The 24,977-nt window shown below is 60.7% G+C and carries 22 protein-coding genes; 10 read left to right on the top strand and 12 right to left on the bottom strand.

The window, feature by feature from the left end; all coding sequences use genetic code 11:
* Nucleotides 1–13: 13 nt before the first annotated feature.
* From KDX39_RS23885 to KDX39_RS23855, 7 genes are all read right to left on the bottom strand, one after another.
* Nucleotides 14–394, bottom strand: coding sequence for a Na+/H+ antiporter subunit G (locus tag KDX39_RS23885; protein ID WP_099228471.1), 381 nt, complete (start codon nucleotides 392–394; stop codon nucleotides 14–16).
* A complete protein-coding gene (locus tag KDX39_RS23880) occupies nucleotides 391–669 on the bottom strand; it encodes a K+/H+ antiporter subunit F (RefSeq protein ID WP_099228472.1) in 279 nt (92 codons plus the stop codon). Before KDX39_RS23880 ends, KDX39_RS23885 begins: the two co-directional genes overlap by 4 nt.
* The gene (locus KDX39_RS23875) at nucleotides 666–1,154 is read right to left on the bottom strand and encodes a Na+/H+ antiporter subunit E (RefSeq protein ID WP_231662031.1); all 489 of its coding nucleotides are present in this window, start codon (nucleotides 1,152–1,154) and stop codon (nucleotides 666–668) included. Before KDX39_RS23875 ends, KDX39_RS23880 begins: the two co-directional genes overlap by 4 nt.
* A complete protein-coding gene (locus KDX39_RS23870; RefSeq protein WP_231662030.1) occupies nucleotides 1,151–2,836 on the bottom strand; it encodes a monovalent cation/H+ antiporter subunit D in 1,686 nt (561 codons plus the stop codon). The genes KDX39_RS23875 and KDX39_RS23870 overlap by 4 nt, the downstream gene beginning before the upstream one ends.
* Nucleotides 2,833–3,177 (bottom strand): Na+/H+ antiporter subunit C, encoded by a 345-nt coding sequence (locus KDX39_RS23865; protein WP_231662029.1) that lies wholly within the window; start codon nucleotides 3,175–3,177, stop codon nucleotides 2,833–2,835. Before KDX39_RS23865 ends, KDX39_RS23870 begins: the two co-directional genes overlap by 4 nt.
* Complete coding sequence (locus KDX39_RS23860) at nucleotides 3,177–6,095, bottom strand: monovalent cation/H+ antiporter subunit A (protein WP_231662028.1); 2,919 nt, start codon at nucleotides 6,093–6,095, stop codon at nucleotides 3,177–3,179. The genes KDX39_RS23865 and KDX39_RS23860 overlap by 1 nt, the downstream gene beginning before the upstream one ends.
* A gap of 157 nt (nucleotides 6,096–6,252) precedes the next feature.
* Nucleotides 6,253–7,176 carry a DMT family transporter gene (locus KDX39_RS23855; RefSeq protein WP_231662027.1) on the bottom strand — a complete coding sequence of 308 codons (924 nt, stop codon included), beginning with the start codon at nucleotides 7,174–7,176 and terminating at the stop codon, nucleotides 6,253–6,255.
* A gap of 105 nt (nucleotides 7,177–7,281) precedes the next feature.
* Here KDX39_RS23855 and KDX39_RS23850 point away from each other — a divergent pair, with 105 nt between their 5' ends.
* A complete protein-coding gene (locus KDX39_RS23850; protein WP_231662026.1) occupies nucleotides 7,282–7,851 on the top strand; it encodes a helix-turn-helix domain-containing protein in 570 nt (189 codons plus the stop codon).
* A gap of 45 nt (nucleotides 7,852–7,896) precedes the next feature.
* The gene (locus KDX39_RS23845) at nucleotides 7,897–9,303 is read left to right on the top strand and encodes an FAD/NAD(P)-binding protein (RefSeq protein WP_231662025.1); all 1,407 of its coding nucleotides are present in this window, start codon (nucleotides 7,897–7,899) and stop codon (nucleotides 9,301–9,303) included.
* 12 nt (nucleotides 9,304–9,315) lie between these two features.
* Here KDX39_RS23845 and soxR read toward each other — a convergent pair whose 3' ends face one another.
* On the bottom strand, nucleotides 9,316–9,777 hold the full coding sequence (soxR, locus tag KDX39_RS23840) for a redox-sensitive transcriptional activator SoxR (protein ID WP_231662024.1): 462 nt from the start codon (nucleotides 9,775–9,777) through the stop codon (nucleotides 9,316–9,318).
* Between the two features lie 86 nt (nucleotides 9,778–9,863).
* Here soxR and KDX39_RS23835 point away from each other — a divergent pair, with 86 nt between their 5' ends.
* The gene (locus KDX39_RS23835; RefSeq protein ID WP_231662023.1) at nucleotides 9,864–10,199 is read left to right on the top strand and encodes an antibiotic biosynthesis monooxygenase; all 336 of its coding nucleotides are present in this window, start codon (nucleotides 9,864–9,866) and stop codon (nucleotides 10,197–10,199) included.
* A 12-nt stretch (nucleotides 10,200–10,211) separates the two neighbouring features.
* Here the strand turns inward: KDX39_RS23835 and KDX39_RS23830 are convergent, their stop codons facing one another.
* Complete coding sequence (locus KDX39_RS23830) at nucleotides 10,212–11,318, bottom strand: sigma-54 interaction domain-containing protein (RefSeq protein ID WP_184320018.1); 1,107 nt, start codon at nucleotides 11,316–11,318, stop codon at nucleotides 10,212–10,214.
* A complete protein-coding gene (gene ssuD / locus KDX39_RS23825; protein ID WP_025995890.1) occupies nucleotides 11,318–12,457 on the bottom strand; it encodes an FMNH2-dependent alkanesulfonate monooxygenase in 1,140 nt (379 codons plus the stop codon). Before ssuD ends, KDX39_RS23830 begins: the two co-directional genes overlap by 1 nt.
* A gap of 273 nt (nucleotides 12,458–12,730) precedes the next feature.
* Here ssuD and ku point away from each other — a divergent pair, with 273 nt between their 5' ends.
* The 3 genes from ku (at nucleotide 12,731) to KDX39_RS23810 (ending at nucleotide 17,349) form a co-directional block, all read left to right on the top strand.
* Nucleotides 12,731–13,639 (top strand): non-homologous end joining protein Ku, encoded by a 909-nt coding sequence (gene ku, locus KDX39_RS23820; protein ID WP_231662022.1) that lies wholly within the window; start codon nucleotides 12,731–12,733, stop codon nucleotides 13,637–13,639.
* Nucleotides 13,640–13,659: 20 nt separating this feature from the next.
* Nucleotides 13,660–16,260: a DNA ligase D gene (gene ligD / locus KDX39_RS23815; RefSeq protein ID WP_231662021.1), complete on the top strand. Its 2,601-nt coding sequence runs from the start codon at nucleotides 13,660–13,662 to the stop codon at nucleotides 16,258–16,260.
* A 102-nt stretch (nucleotides 16,261–16,362) separates the two neighbouring features.
* Complete coding sequence (locus KDX39_RS23810) at nucleotides 16,363–17,349, top strand: aldo/keto reductase (protein ID WP_231662020.1); 987 nt, start codon at nucleotides 16,363–16,365, stop codon at nucleotides 17,347–17,349.
* A gap of 56 nt (nucleotides 17,350–17,405) precedes the next feature.
* Here the strand turns inward: KDX39_RS23810 and pssA are convergent, their stop codons facing one another.
* Nucleotides 17,406–18,749 (bottom strand): CDP-diacylglycerol--serine O-phosphatidyltransferase, encoded by a 1,344-nt coding sequence (gene pssA, locus KDX39_RS23805; RefSeq protein WP_231662019.1) that lies wholly within the window; start codon nucleotides 18,747–18,749, stop codon nucleotides 17,406–17,408.
* Between the two features lie 389 nt (nucleotides 18,750–19,138).
* Here pssA and KDX39_RS23800 point away from each other — a divergent pair, with 389 nt between their 5' ends.
* The gene (locus tag KDX39_RS23800; protein ID WP_231662140.1) at nucleotides 19,139–21,328 is read left to right on the top strand and encodes a TonB-dependent receptor; all 2,190 of its coding nucleotides are present in this window, start codon (nucleotides 19,139–19,141) and stop codon (nucleotides 21,326–21,328) included.
* Between the two features lie 53 nt (nucleotides 21,329–21,381).
* Here KDX39_RS23800 and KDX39_RS23795 read toward each other — a convergent pair whose 3' ends face one another.
* Nucleotides 21,382–22,536, bottom strand: coding sequence for a glycerophosphodiester phosphodiesterase (locus KDX39_RS23795; protein WP_231662018.1), 1,155 nt, complete (start codon nucleotides 22,534–22,536; stop codon nucleotides 21,382–21,384).
* Nucleotides 22,537–22,856: 320 nt separating this feature from the next.
* Between KDX39_RS23795 and KDX39_RS23790 the strand changes: the two genes are divergently transcribed.
* The 3 genes from KDX39_RS23790 to KDX39_RS23780 all read left to right on the top strand — a co-directional run bounded on the left by KDX39_RS23790 (nucleotide 22,857) and on the right by KDX39_RS23780 (nucleotide 24,938).
* Nucleotides 22,857–23,789 (top strand): 2-hydroxyacid dehydrogenase, encoded by a 933-nt coding sequence (locus KDX39_RS23790; RefSeq protein WP_231662017.1) that lies wholly within the window; start codon nucleotides 22,857–22,859, stop codon nucleotides 23,787–23,789.
* Between the two features lie 109 nt (nucleotides 23,790–23,898).
* Complete coding sequence (locus tag KDX39_RS23785) at nucleotides 23,899–24,621, top strand: CTP synthase C-terminal region-related (seleno)protein (RefSeq protein ID WP_231662016.1); 723 nt, start codon at nucleotides 23,899–23,901, stop codon at nucleotides 24,619–24,621.
* Nucleotides 24,618–24,938, top strand: coding sequence for an antibiotic biosynthesis monooxygenase family protein (locus tag KDX39_RS23780; protein WP_231662015.1), 321 nt, complete (start codon nucleotides 24,618–24,620; stop codon nucleotides 24,936–24,938). Before KDX39_RS23785 ends, KDX39_RS23780 begins: the two co-directional genes overlap by 4 nt.
* Nucleotides 24,939–24,977 lie beyond the last annotated feature (39 nt).

The raw sequence follows: 24,977 nt of genomic DNA, 5'->3' as shown, positions 1-24,977 counted from the left end.
GCGATTGCAGGGGTCATCCGCCAGCGGACTCGCCTTCGTTGCGCCCGCCGCTGACTTCCGCCGGTACGTCGTCGCCGGCCATGCGCTTGCGGAACAGTGCGGTCCGCGCCAGTAACAGTGTGGTCACAGGGACTGTGATCGCCAGCAGCACAGGAATCAGCCAGGCGTGAATCACCGGCTCCGACTTGAGTGCGGAGAAATAGATGATCGAGGCCAGTGCGACGCACCAGGCACCCAGTGTCGAAGCAAGCGCAGGCGGGTGCATTCGCTCGAAAAAGTCCCTCAGACGCAGCAGGCCCAGTGCGCCGGTCAGCGTGAACAGGCTGCTGGCAATCAACAGCACGGCAGTCAGTACTTCGGCCCAGAAAGGTACGTTCATTGGTAGTGAAGTCATTCGATTACTTCTCCGCGCAGCAGAAACTTGGCCAGGGCGAATGAGCCGACGAAGCCGAACAGTGCAATCAGCATGGCGGCTTCGAAATACGTGTCGCTGGCATAACGGATACCCAGTACCAGCATCATCAGCATCGCGGTGATGTACAGGTAATCCAGCGCCAGGACGCGGTCCTGGGCAGAGGGTCCTCTGATCAGCCGGATCAGCGTAATGACCATGGACAGGGCAAAGATCAGCAGGCTGACCAGAATGGCATTGTCGAGCAGGGCACTCATTGGAAAATCTCCATCAAGGGGCGCTCATAGACGGTCTTGAAGTGCTCGATGAATTGCGCCTCGTCCTCCAGATCGAAGACATGCATCAGCAGCACGCTGCGATCCAACGCCAGTTCCGACCAGACGGTACCCGGTACGACGGTAGTCACCATCGCCAGCGCCGCAAGGCCGTTGGCATCGTGCAGGTCCAGTGGTATCCGTACGAAGGCCGAGCGCGGTGGACGACGCTTGAGTCGCCAGACACTCACCCCGACCTGAACGTTGGAGACCACCACATCCCGACCAACCAATAGCAGCAATTTGAGAATGGTGCCCGGCTTGCGGATGCGCACCGGCATAGGTCGCAGGGGTGCCATGAGCAGTGGGGCAAGAAAGCCCAGCACGGCGCCGAGCAACAGATGTCCTGGACTGATTGACAGGTTCAGTACCAGCCACAACACCCACAGGGCCAGCGAAAAGACAGGCGCGGGAAACAGGCGTTTCATGGCTGTACCTCCGGCGCGCCAGCGTTGCTGTTGGGGCCGGGCACCGGACGCGTCGCCAGAACCGACTGCACGTACTGCTTGGGTTCATGCAGGGCGGCTGCCGTGTCCTGGGTGTAACGCAGCAATGGTTCGGCCTTGAACGTCAGGGCAACACACAGGCCCAGCAGAATGATAATCGGCAGGCATTCGTTGCGACGCAGGATCGGCGAAGGGCGCTCGTATGGTGTCCAGAATCGTTGGGTGCCGAGTCTGGAGAAGGCGATCAGCGACGCGAGGCCCGAGAAGATCAGCAGGCCGATCAGCATCCAGGCAGGGGTCGACAGGGCTTCGTCCTGCGCCACGTCCAGACCGAGCGGGTTCATGAGTGCGCTGAGCAGCGTCAGTTTGCCGATGAAGCCCGACAGCGGTGGCATGCCGATGATCAGCAGCGCGCAAATCACGAAGCTCAGGCCCAGAAATGCCATGGTGACCGGGATGACTTGCCCGACCACGACTTTCTGCTCTTCGTCCAGGTTGGTCCCGGGCGGCGGATGCAGCGACTCCAGGGTACGCGGCAACTGGTCGGCGTCTTCTTCCAGTGGAATCTCGTTGGCCGACCGCGAGCGCTCGATCAGTTCGGCCAGCAGGAACATTGCGCTCATGGCCAGCGTGGAACTGACCAGATAGAACAGTGCGCCGGACGTCAGGCTCGGCTGAGCGAACCCGATGGCCGACAACAGAATGCCTGCCGACACCAGAATGCTCAGGCTGGCCATGCGTTCGAGTCGCTGGGCCGCGATGATCGCGATGGCCGCCGTGACGATGGTCACCATGCCGCCGTAAACCAGCCAGTCGCCGCCAAAAAAGGCCGACGCACCGGCCTGGCCGGAAAACAGCAGCGTCCACAGACGCAGCAGCGTGTAAATGCCAACCTTGGTCATGATCGCGAACATCGCCGCAACCGGGGCACTGGCTGCAGAGTAAGCAGGCACCAGCCAGAAGTTCAGCGGCCACATGCCAGCCTTGGCCAGAAACGCGGTTGCCAGAATCGCCGCACCTGCGTGAAGCAGACCCTGATCGGCTTCGGACACTTGCGGGATCTTTATCGCGAGGTCTGCAAAGTTCAGTGTGCCGGTGACCCCGTAGATCAGCGCTGCTCCAATCAGAAACAGTGACGACGCCAGCAAATTGATCGAGATGTAATGCAGACCCGAGGTGACCCTGGCGCGCCCTGAGCCATGCAGCATCAGACCGTAGGAGGCTGCGAGCAGGACTTCGAAAAACACGAACAGGTTGAACAGATCGGCGGTCAGGAACGCGCCGTACAGGCCCATCAACTGAATCTGGAACAGCGCGTGGAAACTGGCTCCGGCCCGGTCCCAGCGGGCCAGGGCGAACAGCAGCGCGCAGACGCCGATAATGCCGGTCAACACCATCATCATGGCCGACAGATGATCCACCACCAGCACGATGCCGAACGGCACGCCCCAGTTGCCCGGCAGGTACACACCTATCGAGCCGGTGCTGCCGGTGTCCTGAACCCAGAACAGCAGCACGACGGAAATACCTAGTCCGATCATGCTGGAAAACAGATTGATACGGCCCTTGAGCGGACGACGTTTCTCGCCCAGCCAAAGCATCAGCCCGGCAGTCGCCAGTGGCAGAAGTATCGGGGCGATGATCAGTTGATTCAGCCAACTCATGCCCTGGGCTCCCTGCCATCAACGTGGTCGGTGCCGGTCAGGCCTCGGGAAGCCAGGAGCACCACCAGAAACAGCGCGGTCATGGCAAAACTGATCACAATGGCCGTGAGCACCAATGCCTGTGGCAGGGGATCGGTGTAGTTGAGCAGGTCCTGTGGAACGCCGTCCTTGATGATCGGCTCTCTGCCGATGAACAGGCTGCCCATGCTGAAGATGAACAGGTTCACGCCATAGGACAGCAGGCAGAGCCCCATCACCACCTGGAACGTTCGTGGTCGCAGCATCAACCACACACCTGATGCGGCCAGAACGCCGATGGCAATTGCGATGACTTCTTCCATCAGAGGGCTCCTTGCGGGTTGGCGACGGGCTTGGGCAACGGGGTCGGGCGATGGCTGCGTACCGACTGGTGAGCCAGTGCGGTGAGGATCAGCAGGGTGGCACCCACGACCACGGCATAGACGCCGACGTCGAAGAACAGTGCGCTGGCGAAGTGAATATCACCCAGGATCGGCAGATGCAGATGCGCGGTGTGGGTGGTCATGAAGGGATAACCCAGCGCCATCGAGCCTGCCCCGGTGAGCACGGCGCACAGCAGGCCGGTACCCATCCAGCGCAAAGGCCTCAGGCTCATCTGCGCTTCGACCCACTGCGTGCCAGCGACCATGTATTGCAGAATAAACGCCACCGACATGACCAGCCCGGCAACGAAACCACCGCCTGGCTCGTTATGGCCGCGCATGAACAGGTACATCGACACGATGAAGGCAATCGGCAGCAGCAGGCGTACCAGTGCGGCCGGGACCATCATGAAGCCCAGTGCGGTGTCGCTGGCACCGCGCGGGTTGATCAGGTCGGTGACGACGTCGCGCGCCAGCAGACGCTGCTGGGCAGGCAATGGAATGCTCTCCTTGGGCGGGCGGAAACGACGTAGCAGGGCGAATACCGTCAGGGCGACAGCGGCCAGTACGGTGATCTCGCCGAAGGTGTCGAAGCCGCGGAAATCCACCAGCATCACATTGACCACGTTGGTGCCGCCGCCTTCCGGGAGCGCGCGGCTCAGGTAGAACGAGGAAATGGCGTTTGGTGTCTGGCGGGTCAGCATGGCGTAGGACAGGATCGCCATGCCGAGACCGACCATGACTGCCAGTACGAAGTCGCGGATCCGGCGGGTGCGTGCTCTGAGGCGCGTACTGGTGGCCGCGACATCTTCGTTACGGCGCGGCAGCCAGCGTAGCCCGAGCAGAATCAGTACGGTCGTCACGACTTCCACGACCAGTTGGGTCAGGGCCAGATCAGGTGCAGAGAACCAGACGAAGGTGATGCAGGTCATCAGCCCGCAGACGCTGACCATGACCAGTGCCGCGAGGCGGTGATATTTGCCCTGCCATGCTGCGCCGAGTGCGCAGACAATCGCGATCAGCCACAGTGTCACGAACACGCCGGAGCCCGGAATCTTCGGACGGTCCCCCCAGGTCAGGCCACTGAAGTACATCGGAATGAAACCGCCCATGACGGCCGCCAGCACTAGCAGGAACAACTGCGGCTGCAGTCGGCGCGTGCTGACCTTGCGTTCGAAGCGCCGCGCCCAGTGCATCACGACCACCAGACTGCGTTCGAAAAAGCGCTTGCCATTAAGGCGTCCGATCAGTGGCGGAACGGGGAAACGATCGGTCTTGAGGGAGTTGCGCAGCAGCAGGTACAGAATGATGCCGCCCGCCATTGCCACCAGACTCATGATCATCGGCGCGTTCCAGCCGTGCCAGATCGCCAGGCTGTACTCGGGCAAGGTTCCGCCCACCACCGGTTGAGCCGCTGCAGCCAGCAAGGGCGCGACCGACTGGGACGGAAAGATGCCGACGATCAGGCAGGCCAGCACCAGAAACTCGACCGGCGCACGCATCCAGCGCGGCGGTTCATGGGGCATGTGCGGCAGGTCCTTGGCGGCCGGGCCGAAGAAGACATCGACGGTGAAGCGCAACGAATAGGCCACGCTGAACACACCGGCAATGGTCGCTACGACGGGTAGCGCGATTTCGACCCAGGTCGTGGCAGAAATGAATACGGTTTCGGCGAAGAACATCTCTTTGGACAGAAAACCATTGAGCAGCGGTACGCCCGCCATTGAAGCACTGGCGACCATGGCCAGCGTCGCGGTGTAGGGCAACAGCTTTATAAGCCCGCTGAGTCGCTGGATATCCCGGGTTCCACTTTCGTGGTCGATGATGCCCGCCGCCATGAACAGCGAGGCCTTGAAGGTGGCGTGGTTAAGGATGTGGAAAACCGCAGCGACGGCAGCCAGCGGGCTGTTGAGGCCCAGCAGAAGCGTGATCAGGCCAAGGTGGCTGATGGTCGAGTAGGCCAGCAGGCCTTTCAGGTCATTCTGGAAGATCGCGGCGTAGGCGCCGAGAATCAGAGTGCAGGCTCCGGCACCGCTGACGATCCAGAACCACTGCTCGGTGCCTGAAAGGGCAGGCCACAGGCGTGCCATGAGAAAGACGCCTGCCTTGACCATGGTTGCCGAGTGCAGATAGGCCGAGACCGGCGTGGGGGCGGCCATGGCGTGGGGCAGCCAGAAATGGAACGGAAACTGTGCGCTTTTGCTCAGTGCGCCGATCAGCACCAGGGTCAGCATGACCGGGTACAACGCGTGGGCACGGATGGCGTCGCCGGAAGCCAGAACGCGGTCCAGATCATAGCTGCCAACGATATGGCCGAGGATCATCATCCCCGCCAGCAAGGCCAGACCGCCTGCGCCGGTGACCATCAGCGCCATGTAGGCGCCGCGCCTGGCATCGGCGCGGTGGTGCCAGTAGCCGATCAGCAGGAACGAGAACACGCTGGTCAGTTCCCAGAAAAACACGATCTGAATCAGGTTGCCGGACATCACCAGTCCGAGCATGGCGCCCATGAAAGCCAGGAAGAACGCGAAGAAGCGGGGTACGGGGTCGTCCGGCGACATGTAATAACGGGCATACAGCGATACCAGTGCGCCGATCCCCAGCACCAGCATTGAAAACAGCCAGGCGAAGCCGTCAATGCGCAGGACGAAATTCAGCCCCAGGCTCGGCAGCCAGAAATATTCTTCGCGGATGACGCCGCCGTCGGCGATCTGCGGAAACCAGAAGGCCATCTGAACCGCGCCGATCAAGGCGACGAGACCTGCAAGAAGGGATTCTGCGTTACGCGCGTTGTGCGGCAAAAACGCCGCCAGACAGCTGCCGATGAAAGGCAGAAGCAGTAGAACTATCAGGGACATAGGCTTCTAATCTGCAGGGAAATATCAAGCATCATACGTGCCAGACACTTCGATACCAAAGGGACAGTTTTCCGAATTTCCTACAAAAAGTGTCTGGTCGCGTTTTGCAAGCCCGCTTCACCGGGGCGGATGTCGATTACAGCATCGGATCGTTGCGTCAATCCGGTTTTTTAAAGCCGTCTTCTTCAGTACATGTCTGCTCTACAGGCACTGAACGGCGTTTCATTTCACTGACGATGACACCGATCACAATAAGCGCTGCGCCCACCAATGCGATACCGGGCAAACGCTCACCCGCCAGTCGTCCGACAATGCCAGCCCATACGGGTTCACCGGCATAAATCACCGTTGCCCGTGTCGGCGAGACGCTTTTCTGTGCCCAGTTCATGGCCACTTGAATCACCGCGCTCATGGCTCCGAGGCCCACGGCGATGAGTACCAGCAGCCAGGAGAAGTCCGGCAGGTGCTCCTGGGTCGGGACGATCATCAGGAAGGCCAGAACCGAGGCGGTCGCCAGTTGCACCACGGTCACCCGTCGCACATCCACCTTGCCCGCGTAGGCGCTGATCAGAATGATCTCGGCAGAGATGGCCACGGCGCTGATCAACGTGGCGATTTCACCGGGGCTCATCTGTAGCGAAGTGCCCTGCGGACCCGAGAGTAGTACCAGTCCGGTGAAGGCCAGCACGATACCCATGCTGGGCATCAGGCCAGGACGCCGTCCCAGCACCAGCCACTGCAGCAACGGCACGAAGGGTACGTAGAGCGCAGTGATGAACGCCGACTGACTGCTGGGAATGGTCTGCAGGCCGATGGTCTGCAAGCCGTAGCCCAGCATGATTGCCGCACCGATCAGGACGCCGGCCTTGAGTTCCAGCAGCGTCAGGCCGCGCATGACGTTCATCGAGCACAGCGCGACGATCACGGCGGCGGCAGCGAAGCGCAGTCCGACAAAGAACATCGGACCACTGACGGCCATGGCGTGCTGCACGAGAAGGAACGTACCGCCCCACAGCATGGTAATGAAGATGAGCACGGCTTCCGCCTTGCTGATACGGGGTGTACGGCTGATAGACTTCATGTCGGCTCCAGATCCCACGGCCTTGCTTGTGACAAGAGGGTCGACACACAATGGTGCCGCGAAAGTGTGCAGTATAATGCGCAACGGATTCGGATGAGCACTCCCATGGACAAAGAAAATTCCCTGCGCGCGCCGGTACTGCAGCATGTCAGTCAGAACGTGCGACGCCTGCGCAACGCTGCCGACCTGAGCCAGACTGCGCTGGCAGAACGGTCCGGGGTCAGTCGGCGCATGCTGGTGGCCATCGAGGCCGGTGAAAAGAACGTCAGCCTGGCGACCCTGGACCGTGTTGCCGAAGCGCTGGAAGTCGCCTTCAGCGACTTGATCCAGGCCCCGGACATTCGCGATCATAGTCGTATCAACGAATTGGCCTGGGCCGGCACGATTAATGGCAGCAAGGCCGTTCTGCTGGCCAAGGCCAACGCGCGGCGCGAAGTCGAGTTGTGGGAGTTCTGTCTGGCGCCCGGCGACCTGTACTCAGCCGATGCAGATCCGGAAGGCTGGAGCGAGCAGGTCTATGTCGTTGAAGGGCATCTGACCATTCGGTTTTCCGATGGAATCGGACCTCGACACGTCGGCCCCGGCGAGTTCTATATGTTTCCCAGCAGCCAGCCGCATCGCTATTGCAACGAAGATATCGTTACGCTGAGGTTTGTACGCAACGTAGTACTGTGATGCTATCAATCCATTCATTCAGGCGCCTGCGCGAGGCCACGTTCGATGACCGATGACAAGAACATGACCGCCGACTTCCTGATTATCGGCGGCGGCCTGAGCGGCACCCTGTTGGCCGTGCAATTGTTGCGCAGACCGGGAAAGCGTCGAATCCTGATTGTCGAAACCCGTGAAGAACTGGGCCGCGGTGAGGCTTACAGTGCGACGGAAACAGGTCACACCCTTAACGGCAATGCGGCTCGCATGAGCGCCGACGCGGATGACGCTGACGATCTGACTCGCTGGCTTACCGAATACCTGGCCAAAGGCGGCTGGCCCGACGCCGCCGCGCAACGGGTGCCGGTCGCCGAGCTGTTTCCACCACGCGAGGTGTTCGGACGCTACGTTCAGCAGCGATTGAGGGAAGCCCAGGCACTGGGTGCGACCCATGGATCGACCGTCGAGCACGTGCGCGGTGAAGTCGTGGATCTTCAGGAACAGGCCGCCGGAGTGTCTGCCACGCTTGCCGATGGCCGCGTACTGCAAGGTCACTTCGCGGTACTGGCGACCGGTATGTACGCGGCATCGCGTACCCCGCAGCGCGAGTCGAGCGGGCTCAATGCAATGGCCCTCGATCCGTGGAACGTCAAGGTCATGCGCGAGCTCGACCCGCAGGCACGGGTGTTGATCATTGGCTCCGGGCTGACGATGGTGGACGCCGTGGTATCGCTCGAACAGGCCGGACACCGAGGGCCGATTCAGGTCTACTCCCGTCACGGACTGTTGCCCCATGTTCGACGACAGCCCCCTGAATGGTCGGATTTTCTCGGCCAGGATCACAGCATTCGCAGCCCCCGACAGTTGATTCGCAAGGTCCGCGAAGAATGTGAGCTGGCCATCGAGAGCGGGATCGACTGGCAGGCACCGCTCGACACGGTACGCGCCAATATTGGTCGATTGTGGAGTCAGGCCACTGATACGCAGCGTCGGCAATTTGTCCGTCATGTACGGCCCTGGTGGGAGAGTCATCATCATCGTTCGCCGCCACTGGGTGCAGCCTTGCTGGACCGGCTGGTAAAAGAGGGGCGACTGACCGTCGATGCAGCTTCGTTGCAGGGCGTTGGCAGGCTGGCTTCCGGGCAGGTGCAGATCACGCTGCGCTATCGGGGGCAGGATCAGCCGTCATTGGTCATCGGCGACGCGCTGGTCAATTCCACTGGCATCGAATACGACTGGCGCAGGGTCAACCGTCCGTTGCCGCGCCAATTGCTGGCCAGAGGTTTGGTTCAGCCAGGTCCACTGGCGTTGGGCATCGCAGCCGATCCCCACGGTGCCGTGCTCGATGCACAGGGTCGTCATTCATCGCGCCTGTTCGCGATGGGGCCGCCGTTGCGAGGGTTGTGGTGGGAAAGCACTGCCATCATGGATATAAGCACTCAGGCCAAAGCGCTGGCCATCCATCTGACAGACTGAGTCCCGTCCGTTTCAGGCCTGATCCAGCAGATAGGGTCCTGCCCCGCGTTTACCCAACTCATCCCCTTTGTTGCGAAGGGGGCAGGCTTCCATCGACAGACACCCGCAACCGATGCAGCCGGTCAGTTGGTCGCGCAATGCGATCAGGCTGCGGATTCGCTCATCCAGTTCGGTTTTCCATTGCTCGGACAGGCGCTGCCAGTCCGCCGCACTCGGTGCACGGTTCTCGGGGAGGTTCTGAAAGGCGGTGTGAACGCTGGCGAGCGGAATGCCCAGGCGTTGTGCGACCTTGATCAACGATACGCGACGCAGTGTTTCTCTCGGGTAGCGCCGCTGATTGCCCGCATTACGCTGGCTGCTGATCAGCCCTTTGGTTTCGTAAAAATGCAGCGCGGTCACTGCCACACCGCTGCGGGCCGCCAACTGGCCTACGGTGAGCATCGGCGCAGGCTTCTTTTCCGGGGGGTTGATCATGTTCGCGCAATCCGCTTGACCTCTAGTTAGATAGAGGTTTTACCCTGCCTGCACTTAAGTCGCAATAGCACCAGCGGGGAACTGTCATGGGATTATCAACTGCTCAACATCCGTTCAGTCAGGTCGTGGAGTTCGTCGTCGAGGCACAGCATCAGCACGATCTGATCAATGCGCTGGTCGTGCGCGACGAACGCTTCATCTCGACCCGACCAGGCTTCATCAGCTCAAGTGTGCAGGCCAGTGAAGACGGGGTGCGTGTCTTGCATCATGTGCTCTGGCACTCCAGGCCGCACTGTGAAGACATCGGGCTCAAAGTGGAAAACCCTGAGCTGGATCTGCACACGCTGATGCGCCGCTACCGGGCCACGAGCGCCACATTTGGCAGCTTTCGGATCATGGGGCAGGTGATGGCTCGTCCTTGAGCGACGGTCCGGTTACACGGACAGGTGCAGCATACGGTCGCCCTGCAGGGCCTCGCCCGGTCTGCGTTTGTTGACGGCCAGCTCGCCGATTCTGATCAGCCGGGTGCGAGTGACATTGCGCGTCAGGCCCAGCAGGCTCGCGGTGTGTACCTGATTGTGATGGCAGAACCGGTACGCGGCTCTGAGCAGCGCGTCCTCGACCTTCTCATGCAGGGCACCGGCCTGTTCCTCGAACAGTGTCTGGAACGCACGGTTCAGCAACTGTTCCGGGGACTCTTCCTGCTGCGCAGACTCATCCTGACGCTCGATACGCAGGTTGGACATGCGCAGGTCGTCGCGCTGAATCACGCCGTCACGGCATACCAGCAGCGTGTGGTGAATCACGTTTTCCAGCTCGCGGATGTTGCCGGGCCAGCTGTAGGTTTTCAGCTTGTGCTCGGCCTCGGGACTGATCCTGACAGGGCCATGTCTCAGACGCTGGCTATAGACCTGAATGAAATGCAGTGCCAGCGGCAGGATATCCCCGGGCCGCTCCCGAAGCGGGCTCAGCTCCAGATTGACCACGTCCAGCCGGTAGTAAAGGTCCTCACGGAAATGCCCGGCGTTGATGGCTTTTTCCAGTTGTACGTTCGTGGCCGCCAGCACCCGGACATCGATCGGAATGCTCTTGCGCGAGCCCAGGCGTACCACTTCGCGCTCCTGAAGTACGCGCAATAGCTTGACCTGCAGGCTCATGGGCAGATCGCCGATCTCGTCGAGAAACAGCGTGCCGCCATTGGCTTCCTCGAACCAGCCTGCCTTGGTGCCGACCGCGCCGGTAAAGGCACCTTTTTCGTGACCGAACAGCTCGGCCTCGATCAGGTTTTCGGAAAAGGCTCCACAGTTGACCGCCACGAAGGGTTTGTCGCGGCGGGCGCTGAGCGCGTGAACATGACGGGCAACCAGTTCCTTGCCGGTGCCGGTCTCGCCAATGATCAACACGCTGGCATCACTGGGGGCGACCTGCCTGACGTGCTCCAGCAGGGCCCTGGATTTAGGGTCTTCGAACACCTGCGCAGTGGCCCTGATCGAGGTGGCCAGCGCAGGCGAGTGAGGTAGGGTCAGCAGTTGCACCGACATTACTTGGCCTGCGGCGGCAGATCGTTGGCGATCATCTCGCCGAACGGGCCGGTCAGGTTGGTGATGCCGCGTCCCGCCAGGCTGGCGTACGGCTCAGGCAGCAGCGGGAACACCAGCTCCGCGAAACGGTAGGCCTCTTCCAGATGGGGGTAACCGGAGAAGATGAAGCTTTCGATGCCCAGGTCTGCGTATTCCTTGATGCGTGCCGCCACTTCTTCGGGATTGCCCACCAACGCGGTGCCAGCACCGCCACGTACCAGGCCGACGCCAGCCCACAGGTTCGGGGCTATTTCCAGATTGTCACGACGCCCGTCGTGCAGGGCAGCCATGCGGCGTTGCCCTTCGGAGTCAAAGCGCGAGAAGGATTTCTGCGCCGCGGCAATGGTTTCGTCACTGATGTGCTCGATCAGCGTGCTCGCGGCTTTCCAGGCTTCTTCGCTGGTTTCGCGAACGATGACGTGCAGACGGATACCGAATTTCACGGTCCGGCCCTTGCGAGCGGCGCGCTCGCGTACATCGGCCAGTTTCTGGGCGACGGCGGCCGGAGGCTCGCCCCAGGTCAGATAGACATCCACCTGATCGGCGGCCAGATCGTGGGCCGCGTCGGAGGAACCGCCGAAATACAAAGGCGGGTAGGGTTTCTGGATCGGCGGGTAGAGGGCCTTGGCGTTCTGCACGCGCAGGTGCTTGCCTTCGAAGTCCACAGCTTCGCCTTGCAAGACCCGACGCCAGATCTTCAGGAACTCATCGGTGACTTCGTAGCGCTCGCTGTGATCGAGGAAGCTGCCGTCGCCCCGGTTCTCGTCCGGGTCGCCGCCAGTGACGACGTTGATCAGCAGACGCCCGCCGGACAGCCGATCCAGCGTTGCCGCCATGCGCGCCGACACGGTAGGAGAAATGATGCCCGGACGAATTGCCACCAGATACTTGAGCTTTTCAGTAAGCGGCACCAGCGCCGAGGCGATCACCCAGGAGTCTTCGCATGAGCGCCCGGTGGGGATCAGCACGCCGTAGTAACCCAGATCATCAGCCGCCTGCGCCACCTGCTTGAGGTAATTGAGCGTGACCGGGCGCGCGCCCTTGGTCGTGCCCAGGTAATGGCCATCGCCGTGAGTCGGAAGAAACCAGAAAACGTTCATGAAAAATCCTTGAGTGGTCGGCCGGGTCAGAGTCGGTGAAGGCAGCTGTTGGATCCCGTACAGCAGGTCAACAGAGCCTCGAAGTGACGCCATTTATAGACACTCAGATTTATTCCGTAAAAGAACGTTAATCCATATTTTTAGATTCTTGAGTTATATGGCAAAAGGTTATCGCTCACAATGCCTGACCTGCATCCCTCTGGCGCTCGTCCGCCAGCCGAAACTTTGCCCACGCCGACCTGTCACCTTTCTAAGTTCAGAGGGAGTCAGGCAATGGCAAGGGCAATCTGGAAGGGCGCGATCAGTTTCGGGCTGGTGCATATACCGGTGGCACTGATTTCGGCGGCATCATCGAAAGGCGTCGATTTTGACTGGCTCGACAAGCGCAGCATGGACCCTGTGGGCTACAAGCGCATCAACAAGGTAACCGGCAAGGAAGTGTCCAGCGAGAACATCGTCAAGGGCGTCGAGTACGAAAAGGACCGTTACGTGGTGCTCAGCGAGCAGGAGATCCGCGCTGCGCATCCCAAGTCCACGCAAACCATCGATATCTTCGGCTTTGTCGATAGTCAGCAGATCCCTTTGCAGAACATCGACACACCTTACTTTCTGACTCCCGACAAGCGAGGCGAAAAAGTCTACGCTCTGCTGCGCGAGACCCTGCACGACACCAAAAAAGTGGCACTGGCCAATGTGGTGCTGCACACCAAGGAACATCTGGCTGCCGTCATGCCGCTGGCGTCTGCGCTGGTCATGGTGATCCTGCGCTGGCCCGCCGATGTGCGTGAACTCGATGATCTGGACCTGAGCGATGCGGTCACCGACGTGCGCTTGAACAAGAGCGAGCGCGACATGGCCAAACGCCTGGTCAAGGACATGAGCGCTGACTGGACGCCGGAAGACTACCGCGACACCTTTCAGGACAAGATCATGCAGTTGGTCGAAACCAAGGCGAAAGAGGGCAAGATCCAGGACCTTGAGACCGATCCGGGTGAGGAAGAACGCAAGAGCGCCGATGTCATTGATTTGACCGACCTGTTGCGTCGAAGCCTGGCGGGCAAGGGCAGCGCTCGCAAGAGCAAGGCGAGCAAACCTGCCAGCGGCAAGTCCAAAGCGCCCGCCACCAAAGAACCCGCCAAGCGCCGTGCGCCGGCTCGCAAGAAAACCAGCAAGGCCTCCTGAGCCGTTCGGAGACATTGATCATGCCCAAGCCTGTCAGCGAGTACACGCGCAAACGCAACTTCGACATCACCTCGGAGCCTGCCGAGGCTGGCAGCAAAAAGCGCACAACCAAGGCTCATGCGTTGAGCTTCGTCATCCAGAAACACGACGCGAGTCACCTGCATTATGACTTCCGTCTCGAACTGGATGGCACGCTGAAAAGCTGGGCAGTGCCCAAAGGGCCGAGCCTTGATCCGACGCAGAAGCGTCTGGCGGTGCATGTCGAGGATCACCCGTTGGGTTACGCCAGTTTCGAAGGCAGTATTCCCAAAGGGCAGTACGGTGGCGGCGACGTTATCGTCTGGGACCGTGGTGTCTGGGAACCGCATGGCGAGCCGCGCAAGACCTACGCCGAGGGAAAGCTCAAGTTCACGCTGATCGGCGAAAAGCTCACCGGTGACTGGACACTGGTGCGTACCCGGCTCAAGGGCAGCGGCAGCAAGGAGCAGTGGCTGCTGATCAAGGAAAAGGATTCGGTCGCCCGGTCTGCCGATGAATACGACATCACCGAGCAACAGCCGCAGAGCGTGATCAGCGGTGCCCATGTTGGTGTCGGGCGGGTTCCGGCGTCGAAGGCCAAGCCTCGTTCGGCGAATACCCGAAGCGTTACCGCGCCTGCGAAATCCTCTCGCGCCTCTTCTCGCACCAAAGCCAAGAGTGCGCTCCCGGAATTGCTCACCCCGCAACTCGCCACACTGGTGGACGCGCCGCCTGCAGGCGAGTGGCTGTATGAGATCAAGTTCGACGGCTATCGCATCATGACGCGTATTCAGGGCGACGAGGTGCGGCTGTTCACGCGCAACGGCCACGATTGGACCGAACGGCTGCCTGAACTGGCCAAGGCGATCAAGGCGCTGAAACTGCAGGACACCTGGTTCGATGGCGAAGTCGTGGTGCTTGACGAGCAGGGACTGCCGGATTTTCAGGCGTTGCAGAATGCGTTCGAGATCGGTCGCAGCAAGGACATTCTCTATTACCTGTTCGACATGCCATACCTGACTGGCGAGGACCTGCGCGAGGTGCCCATCGAGCAGCGCCGCGATGCGCTCAAACAGGTGCTCGGCAAACAGCGCAGTCGTCTGTTGCGTTTCTCCGATGCGTTTCGTTCAGGGCACAAGGACATCGTCGAAAGCGCCAGCGCGATGGGGCTGGAGGGCGTGATCGGTAAACGGGCCGGCAGCCCATATGTCAGCAAACGCAACGCCGACTGGATCAAGCTCAAATGCCGGCTGCGTCAGGAATTCGTGATCGTCGGCTATACCGCGCCGCAGGGCAGTCGCTCGGCATTCGGCGCCTTGCTGCTGGCGGTCAATGACGACGACGGTTTGATCTATGCCGGGCGGGTCGGCACCGGTTTCACCAGCCAGACCCTCAAACAGTTGCACGAACAGTTAAAGCCGCTGGAGCGTGACGCCTCGCCGCTGGACAAGAAACTCACCAGGATGCAAGGACGCGGTGTGCAGTGGGTCGAGCCAACATTGATCTGCGAGGTGGAATTCGCGGAGTGGACGCGCGAAGGCATTCTGCGTCAGGCGGCTTTTGCAGGGTTGCGTAGCGACAAACCTGCCAGCGAGGTGGCGCGCGAATACCCTCAGTCGGCAGACGTCGCCAGCCGTCCAAAAGTGGCCAAGGGCTCGAAAACCAAACCTGCGCAGGCGCCCGTTGCGCGCAAGCCTGCACGAGGCAAGGCCAATGTAGCCGGGGTCGGCATCAGCCATTCGGACCGGGTGATCGACAGCAAGAGCGGCACGCAGAAGATCGAGCTGGCCCAGTTTTACGAGTCGATCGCTGGCTGGATCCTGCCGTATTTGAATAATCGCCCTGTCGCGCTGCTGCGTTGCCCCGAGGGCGTCGATGGCGAGCAGTTCTTTCAGAAGCACTCCGAGCGCCTGGCGATTCCCCACATTCGGCAACTTGACCGCAAGCTCGATCCGGGCCACGCCGCACTGATGGAAATCGACACTGTGCAGGCCCTGGTCGGTGCTGCGCAGATGGGGGCTATCGAGTTTCACACCTGGGGTGCGACCAGTAACGGCATCGAAACGCCTGACCATTTAGTGCTCGACCTTGACCCCGATCCGGCCTTGCCCTGGCGGAGCATGATCGAAGCCACGCAAATGGTGCTGGCGGTACTTGAAGAGCTGGGACTCGAGGCCTTTCTGAAAACCAGTGGCGGCAAAGGCATGCACATCATCGTGCCGCTCGCCCGGCATGCCGACTGGGAGACGGTCAAAGGCTTCGCCAAAGCCATAGCCGAGTTTGTAACCCAGCAGTTGCCCGAGCGTTTTACGGCCACCATGGGCCCGAAAAACCGCGTCGGCCGCATCTTCGTCGATTACTTGCGCAATAGCCGAGGTAGCAGCACGGTCACCGCGTATTCGGTTCGTGCCCGGCCCGGGCTGCCCGTCTCGGTGCCGATAGCGCTCGATGAACTGGCGGGCCTCACGTCTTCGGCCCAGTGGGACATCACTAATCTAGAGCAACGTCTGCGTGAATTGAAAGGCGATCCGTGGGAGGGTTACCGTAACCGGCAGAGAATCACGCAAAAGATGTGGAAGCAGTTGGGGGCCAAACGGCCTTGAAATGACGGCTTCACGCAGTGATCGGTCGCCCGGGGTTTGCCCGAGCAGTGCGGGCCTGAAGAATCAAAAATAAGCACATGCAGGACAGATAAGGAGAACGTCATGACGCCACCCCGGCACCTGACCCGCAGAAGACTGCTGACCTTGGCGGCAGGTGTAAGCGCCGCACTGGTGTTCGACACAGCCGCTGGCGGCGATAAACCGCCGACGCTGCCATCGCCGTCTGACCCTTCCTCACTTCCCACAAAGCTGAAAACCGGAGGCAAGACCATGCAGACTCGAGCGATTCCCTCCAGCAACGAACCGCTGCCTGTCGTTGGCCTGGGCACTTATCGCGGTTTTGATGTGGCCACTTCCAGCCCGGCCTACAAGCAATTGCGCCCTGTTCTCGACGCACTGTTCGCGGCAGGCGGCAGTGTGGTCGACAGCTCGCCCATGTACGGACGCGCTGAGCAGACCACCGGAGAATTGCTGTCGATCCATGAACCGCGGTCACCGGCGTTTCTGGCGACCAAGGTCTGGACTCGCGGGCGCAACGAAGGCATCGCGCAGATGGAAGAGTCGTTCAAATTGCTGCAGACCGACCGGATCGACCTGATGCAGATTCACAATCTGCTGGACTGGAAGACCCATCTGCCAACGTTGCGCGAGTGGAAGGAGCAAGGTCGCATTCGCTACATCGGCATCAGCCACTACACCTCGGCGGCTTACGCGGACGTTGAAGCAGTGCTCAAGAGCGAGCAACTGGATTTTCTGCAGATCAATTACGCGCTTGACGACCGTGACGTCGAGAAACGGATCCTGCCACTGTGCAAGGAGCGCGGTGTTGCCGTGATCTGCAACCGGCCGTTTGGCGGCGGCGGACTGTTGTCGCGCCTCAAGGACAAGCCTTTGCCGGGCTGGGCTGCCCAGGTCGAAGTGAACAGCTGGCCGCAACTGGCGCTTAAGTTTTTGCTGGCCAATCCCGCTGTCACCTGTGTGATTCCCGGAACCGGGAACCCGCGCTACATGGCCGAAAACGTCGGCGCCGGGTTCGGTCCGACTTTGACCGATGCGCAGCGGCAGCAGTTGATTGCGCTTGTTGAATGATCGCAACAGTGTTCGCGAACCCTGTCGCGAACACTGTTCTCGACCGTCAGCGTCTCCTACAGAATCCTGTACAGCAGACGCTCGACCCTGACACGACTCACGCGGCGCAGAAACTTGCGCACCCCTTCCGGGTAATTCGCCAGCGTATCCAGCTCGTCGTATTGGTTGACGCGCTGAGTGTTGCGCATCAGGTGGGCGATCTCTGCTTCTCGCGGCGCAGTCCACTGACCTTGCGGATCATCGATCAGCAGACCGTTTTCCAGGTCGAGGTTGAATGCGCGCGGGTTCAGGTTGTTGCCGGTCAACAAGGTATAGCGCTGATCGACCCAGATGCCCTTGAGGTGGAAGGTGTTGTCGCCATGCTTCCAAAGATGCACGTTCAAACGGTGCTGGGCGATGGCCTTGCTGTGCTTTTGGGTGAAGCGCCTGAGGCTGATCTCATAGAGGTATGGCAGGGCGGAGATCACCTTGAACGGCTCGTCCGGGTGGATGAAAAAGTCGTTGGCGGTCTTGTCGCCGATGATGATATCGACGTTCACACCGCGTTTGAGTGCCCGGTTGATCTCGCGGGTCACGGCCACCGGCAGATTGAAGTAGGGCGTACAGATCGTCAGCTGGATCTTGCTGGAGGCAATCAGGTCGCAGATGGCGCGATTCAGCCCGTTGCGCGGACCGACGCCCAGCAGCGGTACGACGCGAAATTCGCCGTTTTCCCTTTCGCCCGCCGAGGTGTCGTAGGCCGTGCGCTTCAGGTTGCTGCGAAAGGCGCGAATCTCGCCGCGCAGGCTGCGGGAACTGGGCGGAGACTGCAGGTCCAGGCGATGCACGGCCGGTGAGGGCAGTATTTCGCGCTGTACCAGATCCACGAAGCTGTCGGCCAGCGGTGAGCTCTCGATCAGGTGATAGCGGTCCAGCCGATACTTGTCGAGCTTGTGCAGGTACACGTTGTTGATACTGGCGCCACTGTAGATGACGCAATCGTCGATCACGCTGCCCTTGAGGTGCAGCACGCCGAACAATTCCCGGGTCTGGACCGGCACGCCGTAGATGGGGACTTCCTGGTCGTGCTCCAGATTCTGCGCCTGATACCAGGTCGAATTGCCCGGCTGGCGTCCGGCACCGATCAGGCCGCGCTGCGCCCGGAACCAGTCCACCAGCACTACCACTTCCAGCTCGGGGCGGGCGGTTTTTGCGGCGTAAAGGGCATCAAGGATTTCCTGGCCCGCTTCATCCTGCTGAAGGTACAGCGCGATGATATAGATGCGACGGGTCGCCGAAGCGATCTTTTCCAGCAGGCAGCGCCGATAGTCGGCGGCAGAGGGGACGATGAAGATTGCATCGCTCGGCAAGGCAAAACCGCGGAGCGCCGCCAGGGTCGAGCGTCGGAAGTTGGACTGCATAGGCCTCTCGATGGGATAACCAACAGCGGCTGAGCTTACACCACCCAACGCATCAGGTCGCCGCCAGTGTCCTGTTTCAGGTTGTGACCATGCGTTTCAAGGCATTTCCTGACCCCATCTGGCGCTCTGAAAAGGTGATGCAACTCGAGCGGTCGGCTGATCCGCAACAATAATCCGGGGTATTGATCGTGCCCATGCTCCGCGTGTGCATGCATAAAAGGCAGCTCCCGCCACGCCTTTCGTCGTGAAACCCGCGTTGTAGCCGCGTTCACAAAAATAAACGATAACCGTTCCCAGTAACACCTGATAGCATTTCGCATTCTTATAACAGGGGCGCAGTCATGGAAGGACACTGCCCGGCCCACTTTATCGTTCAGCAGGACATCTCCATGCACACCTCGCCGTTTCCTTTTCGCCTGACGCTGATTGCGTTTTGCTGCTCCTTTGGCCTTCCCGTCTGGGCCGCTACGGCCACGTCTGCCTCGTCAGGCGGCCCCATGGTGCTGGGCGAAACCGCAATCAGCGCTGACAAGGTCGCCCCTCAAGCGTTGCCGCCCGTTTACGCCGGTGGCCAGGTGGCTCGCGGCGGGCAACTGGGTGTATTGGGCAGTTCGGACATTATGGATGTGCCGTTCAGCATGACCAGCTACACCGAGCAGTTGATCGAGGACCAGCAGGCCGAAGACATCGGCGACGTCCTGCTCAATGACGCATCGGTCCGTCAGTCCTCCGGTTATGCCAACGCCTCGCAGGTGTTTGTGATCCGTGGATTCGCGCTGAATACCGACGACATCTCCTACAACGGCCTTTACGGCGTACTGCCTCGTCAGATCATCTCGACTGACGCGCTGGAGCGTGTCGAAGTATTCAAAGGTCCCAACGCCTTTATCAATGGCGTGACGCCAACCGGTTCCGGCATCGGCGGCGGCGTGAACCTGCAGCCCAAGCGGGCGAAAGACACACCGACACGTCGCTTCACCACCGACATCAGCAGCGACGGTCGGGTCGGCGAGCACCTGGATCTGGGGCAGCGCTTCGGTGAGGACAACCGGTTCGGCGCACGCCTGAACCTGGCCCAGCGCGAAGGTGAAACCGGCGTCGATGACGAAGAGCACCGCAGCAAGCTGTTCGCGCTGGGCCTTGATTATCGCGGCGATAACTTGCGCATATCCGGTGATTTCGCTTACCAGAAACAGCGCATCAATCAGAGCCGCAACACCGTGTTCGTGGGCAGTGGCCTGACCAGCGTACCGCACGCGCCTGACGCCGATACCAACTACGCGCCCAACTGGACCTGGACCGAAACCGAAGACACCTTCGGCATGAGCCGGGTCGAATACGACCTCAACGATGACTGGATGCTCTATGCCGCTGCCGGTGCCAAACACACCCGCGAAACCGGTATCTATGGATCCCCGACCATCAACGACGCAGCTGGAAACATCACGGCGACGCCATCTTTCATCCCTCATGATGAAGACAACAAGACCGCTATGGCGGGCATCAACGGTAATCTGCAGACCGGTCCGGTCAGTCACAAGCTCAACTTCGGTCTGTCAGGGATCTGGACCGAACAGCGCAATGCGTACCTGTTCGGAGGCAGCCGCGCCGGCAGCAACCTTTACGACCCTGTGTCGACTGAGCGTCCTGCTCTCAACGGCATCACCGCCGGCGACCTGAACGACCCCGGCATCACCGGCAAGAGCCGCATGCGCAGCGCGGCATTCTCCGACACCCTGGGTTTCTTCGACGACCGCCTGCTGGTGACCGCAGGTCTGCGTCGCCAGCAACTGCGAGTCCAGGGTTATGCCTACGGCAGCGGCCCGCGCACATCGCTGTATGACGAAGCAATCACCACACCGATCTATGGTGTCGTGTTCAAACCATGGCGCTATGTTTCGTTCTATGCCAACCGTATCGAGGGCCTGGCCCAAGGACCGACCGCGCCGGGCACGGTGACGATCAACCCCGGCGAGATCTTCCCGCCTGCGCGTTCCAAGCAGGTCGAGGCCGGCGTGAAGCTCGACATGGGCACGTTCGGCGCGAGCCTGGGTGTGTACCGTATCGAGCAGCCGGCCGACGGTTATCAGGTTCAGGACGGTAGCGGGACCCGTTATGTCCGCGATGGCGAGCAGCGTAACAAGGGCGTGGAAATGAATGTATTCGGTGAGCCTGTCAGCGGACTGCGTCTTTTGGCCGGTCTGACTCTGATGGACACTGAACTGAGCGGCACTGCGGGCGGCAGCAACGATGGCAACGATGCCGTGGGCGTACCGACCTTCCAGTTCAACGCCGGGGCAGACTGGGACATTCCCGGCATTGAAGGCGCGGCCATCAACGCACGCATGCTGCGCACCGGAGGCCAGTACCTGAACGCGTCGAATACCTTGAGCATCCCGACCTGGAACCGCTTCGACCTGGGCGCACGTTACACCTTCAACGTGGCGCAGAAAGACATCACCCTGCGCGCCAACGTCGAAAATCTGATGAACAAGGATTATTGGGCGTCCACCAACGGCGGTTACCTGACTCAGGGTGAGCCACGCACCTTGAAAGTGTCGGGCACCATCGACTTCTGATCGACAGCCGGATGACAGTGTCCCCTGACACCGTCATCCGGTCTGCCACACCCTCAGTAGCCGTTGCGCTTGAGGATCGTGTCAATGCTTTCCTTGGCCGGACGGCCATAGAACTTCAGCAGCTCGGCGGTGCGATTGGTGAAGAAGCCGTCTGCACCGTCCTGGCTGATGCGCTTGAAGTCCGCCGGGTCATCCACGGTATACGGATGGATGACCATGCCTTTCTCGTGAGTCAGGTTGTTCATCCAGGGTTTGACCAGGTCCATGTAACTCTGGTCGCCGCCCTTGGCCAGTTGCGACGACGGGCCGGTGCCGATGGCGCCGTGGGCTTTGGCCCAGTTGATCCAGTTCTCGAACTCTTCCGGCGACTTGACCTCCTGGCTCGCGTAATAGCTGGATTTGTCCTTCATGCCTGAATCCTTGAACGCTACATCGGACTTGGGTTCGATGGAGCCTTTGCCGATCCACAGCAGCATGACTTTCGGCACTTTCGGCATTTCTTTCTGCAGCAGCTCCAGACTCTGTTTCTCAAAGGTCTGCAACACCACACGGCCCGGCATGTGCGCGACGTTCACATGGCCCGGCGCTGCAGCAGGGCGTTGCGCCAGCCAGCCGCGCTTGGCCAGGACTTTCTTCAGGTCGGCTTCGACGCCGGGAAACTGCGACGGCACCTTGGCTTCAATGTACAGCCCCGGCTTGTTCGCGCCGCCTTCGGCAATATCAATCACCTCATCCAGCGTCAGAATCTGCAGACCGGCGTAGCTGTCACGGGCGCGGTCCGGGTAGGCTTTGTTGAACCACGAACCGGCATCCAGTTGCTTGAGCTCGGCCAGCGTGAACGTGCTGACCGGGTCCTTGGCACGGCTCGGAAAAACCTCGGCAATGTTGGTGGTGCGCTCCAGCACATCGTCATGCAAGGCGATCAGCACGCCGTCCTTGGTGCGCTGGATATCCATCTCCAGATAGTCCGCGCCCAGATCGCGAGCCAGGGTATAGGCCGGGATGGTTTCTTCCGGGGCGTCGAACGAGGCGCCCCGGTGAGCGACCACCGCAGGCCATGGCAATCCCAGTTTTTCGCTCAATACTTTACCCGGTGCATCTGCGGCCGATGCTGTGCCTGACGACAGCATCACACCTGCGATGGCGGTCGCCGCCAGCAGTCGAGCCAGGGGCGTTCTGGTGAACCGGAAAGAGGAAAATCCTTGCATGGGCCGATGATTCCTTGAATGGAGAAAACAGTTGATCGCCTCGTACAGTTCGACGGAGGCGCACCCTGAAGCATTAACAACATCGCTTTCGATACGGCAAGTGCAGTGTCGTTCCCGGTTGCGTGATGTCGTCCTGAATGTCATTTACGGCACGCAACGGTAGCGCAACGCCGCAGCCGCATGGCTCGAGGGCTGGCGCACAGTCTGGGCGACGAATGAGACGGCTGTATGAACGCAGGCTGTTCATTCGGCGAATGCCTCTGCCCAAGCCCGTCGACTCGGGTTACTGTCAGGTTTTTGATCATCAGGCAGGAGTGGGCATGACAACGGTATTGGTGCTGGTCGAAAATCTGGATACCTATCTGCCGATTCTGGAACACAGTGGTTTCGAGCTGATTCGCGCACCCACAGCCGCGCAGCGCGCCGAAGCGATTGCCGCACATGGGTCGGCCATCAGTGCGGTCGTGACCCGTGGTCCGCTGGGTTTCTTTGCCGAAGAGATGGACGCCTTGCCCAATCTACGCATCATCTGCGTGAGCGGGGCGGGGTATGAAAAGGTCGACCTGCCAGCGGCCGAAGCACGTGGCATTACTGTCACCAATGGTGCGGGGGTCAATGCTTCCACCGTGGCCGATCATGCGCTTGCACTGCTGCTTTCACTGGTACGTGACATTCCTCAGGCTGACGCTTCGGTGCGGCGCAGCGAGTGGCGCAAGGCAATGCGTCCGTCGCTGGCGGGCAAGCGTCTGGGCATCATCGGGCTGGGCGCGGTCGGGTTGGCGATTGCCCGGCGCGCGGCGGCGTTCGATATCAGCATCGGTTATCACAATCGCAAGGCACGCTCCGACTGCGATTACACCTGGCACGCCTCCGTTCAGTCACTGGCCGACGCGTCGGACTTTCTGGTCATTGCCACGCCAGGCGGCAGCAGCACCCACCATCTGGTAAACGCCCCGGTGCTCGCGGCATTGGGGGGCGACGGGTTTCTGGTCAACATCGCCCGCGCCAGTGTCGTCGACACAGACGCCCTGGTCGCCGCACTGCGAGCGCAGAAGATTGCCGGAGCGGCACTGGATGTGTTCGACGATGAGCCCAGCGTACCTGACGTGTTCAAGACCCTGGGCAATGTGGTGTTGACGCCACACGTGGCAGGCCTGTCGCCCGAGGCGTCGAAAGACAGTGTGCAGATGGTCAATGACAACCTGCTGGCCTTCTTTGCCGGCGAGCCTGTGCTGACGCCTGTTCACAGTTGAGCAGTCGTGCGTGGCTGCACGGATGGCTTGCCTGATCGCCCATTCTGCTTGCGCTGCTGCCTGTCTATAGTCCGCCCCATCACGCATGACATCAATCAGGGAGCAGGGCATGGACATAGTGAGCGGGGCAGGCAAAACCGTGCGAATCGGTCTGGTGGGGGATTTCAATACGCAGTTCGCGGCGCATCAGGCAATACCGCAGGCGTTGCAGATGGCAGGTGACGCGTTGCAGCTGAAAGTCGAGGCGCAGTGGTTGCCAACGCCTGACATAGGAGAGGGCGTTCGGCTGAAAGTGTTCGATGGCCTGTGGTGTGTGCCGGGAAGTCCTTATCAGGACATGCAGGGTGCGATGACAGCGATTCGTCTGGCGCGCGAGCAGCACATTCCGTTTCTCGGTACCTGTGGCGGATTTCAGCATGCGTTGCTGGAGTTTGCCCGTAACGACCTGGGCTGGAGCGACGCCGAGCACGCTGAATCGAACCCGGATGCCCCGAACGCGATCATTGCGCCGCTGAGCTGTTCTCTCGTCGATGCACTGTCGACGATTCATCTGGTGTCGGACACGTTGATTGCCCGGGCCTACGGCAGGCTGGAGATCGAGGAGCGTTATCACTGTCGTTACGGTCTGGTGCGTGAGCTGGAACAGCAGGTTTTCGGCGCGGCAATGAAAATCAGCGGACGAGGTCCCAAAGGTGAAGTGCGCAGCATGGAATTGGAAGGCCATCCGTTTTTCGTCGCCACGTTGTTTCAGCCCGAACGCGCCGCGTTGCTGGGCAGGACGCCAGCGCTGGTCAAGGCGTTCGTTCAGGCGTGCAGCGGTGACGCCCGATGATCGCCTCGCGTTTTCCCACGCCTTATTACGCGGTGGTGTTTACATCACTGCGCAGTGCTGATGACGGGCAGGATTACAACGCAGCCGCGCAACGCATGGTCGAACTGGCCCGGCAGCAGCCTGGATTTCTCGGGGTGGAGTCGGCGCGTGACGAAACCGGCCTGGGCATTACCGTGTCGTACTGGTCTGATGAGGCCGCGATTCGGGCCTGGAAGGCTCATGCCGAGCATGCCCAGGTGCGTGAACAGGGCCGGGCGCACTGGTATCAGTCGTTCACGACGCGGGTGTGCAAGGTCGAGCGCGACTATTCATTTTGATGCCGGCCAGTCTGATACCGCGCAGCGCTGCGTAAAGAA

The organism is Pseudomonas sp. CDFA 610 (assembly GCF_021147865.1).
Taxonomy (GTDB): Bacteria; Pseudomonadota; Gammaproteobacteria; order Pseudomonadales; family Pseudomonadaceae; genus Aquipseudomonas; species Aquipseudomonas alliivorans.
Note: the sequence above shows the minus strand (reverse complement) of the source record. Positions and strands in the feature narration are given on the sequence as shown.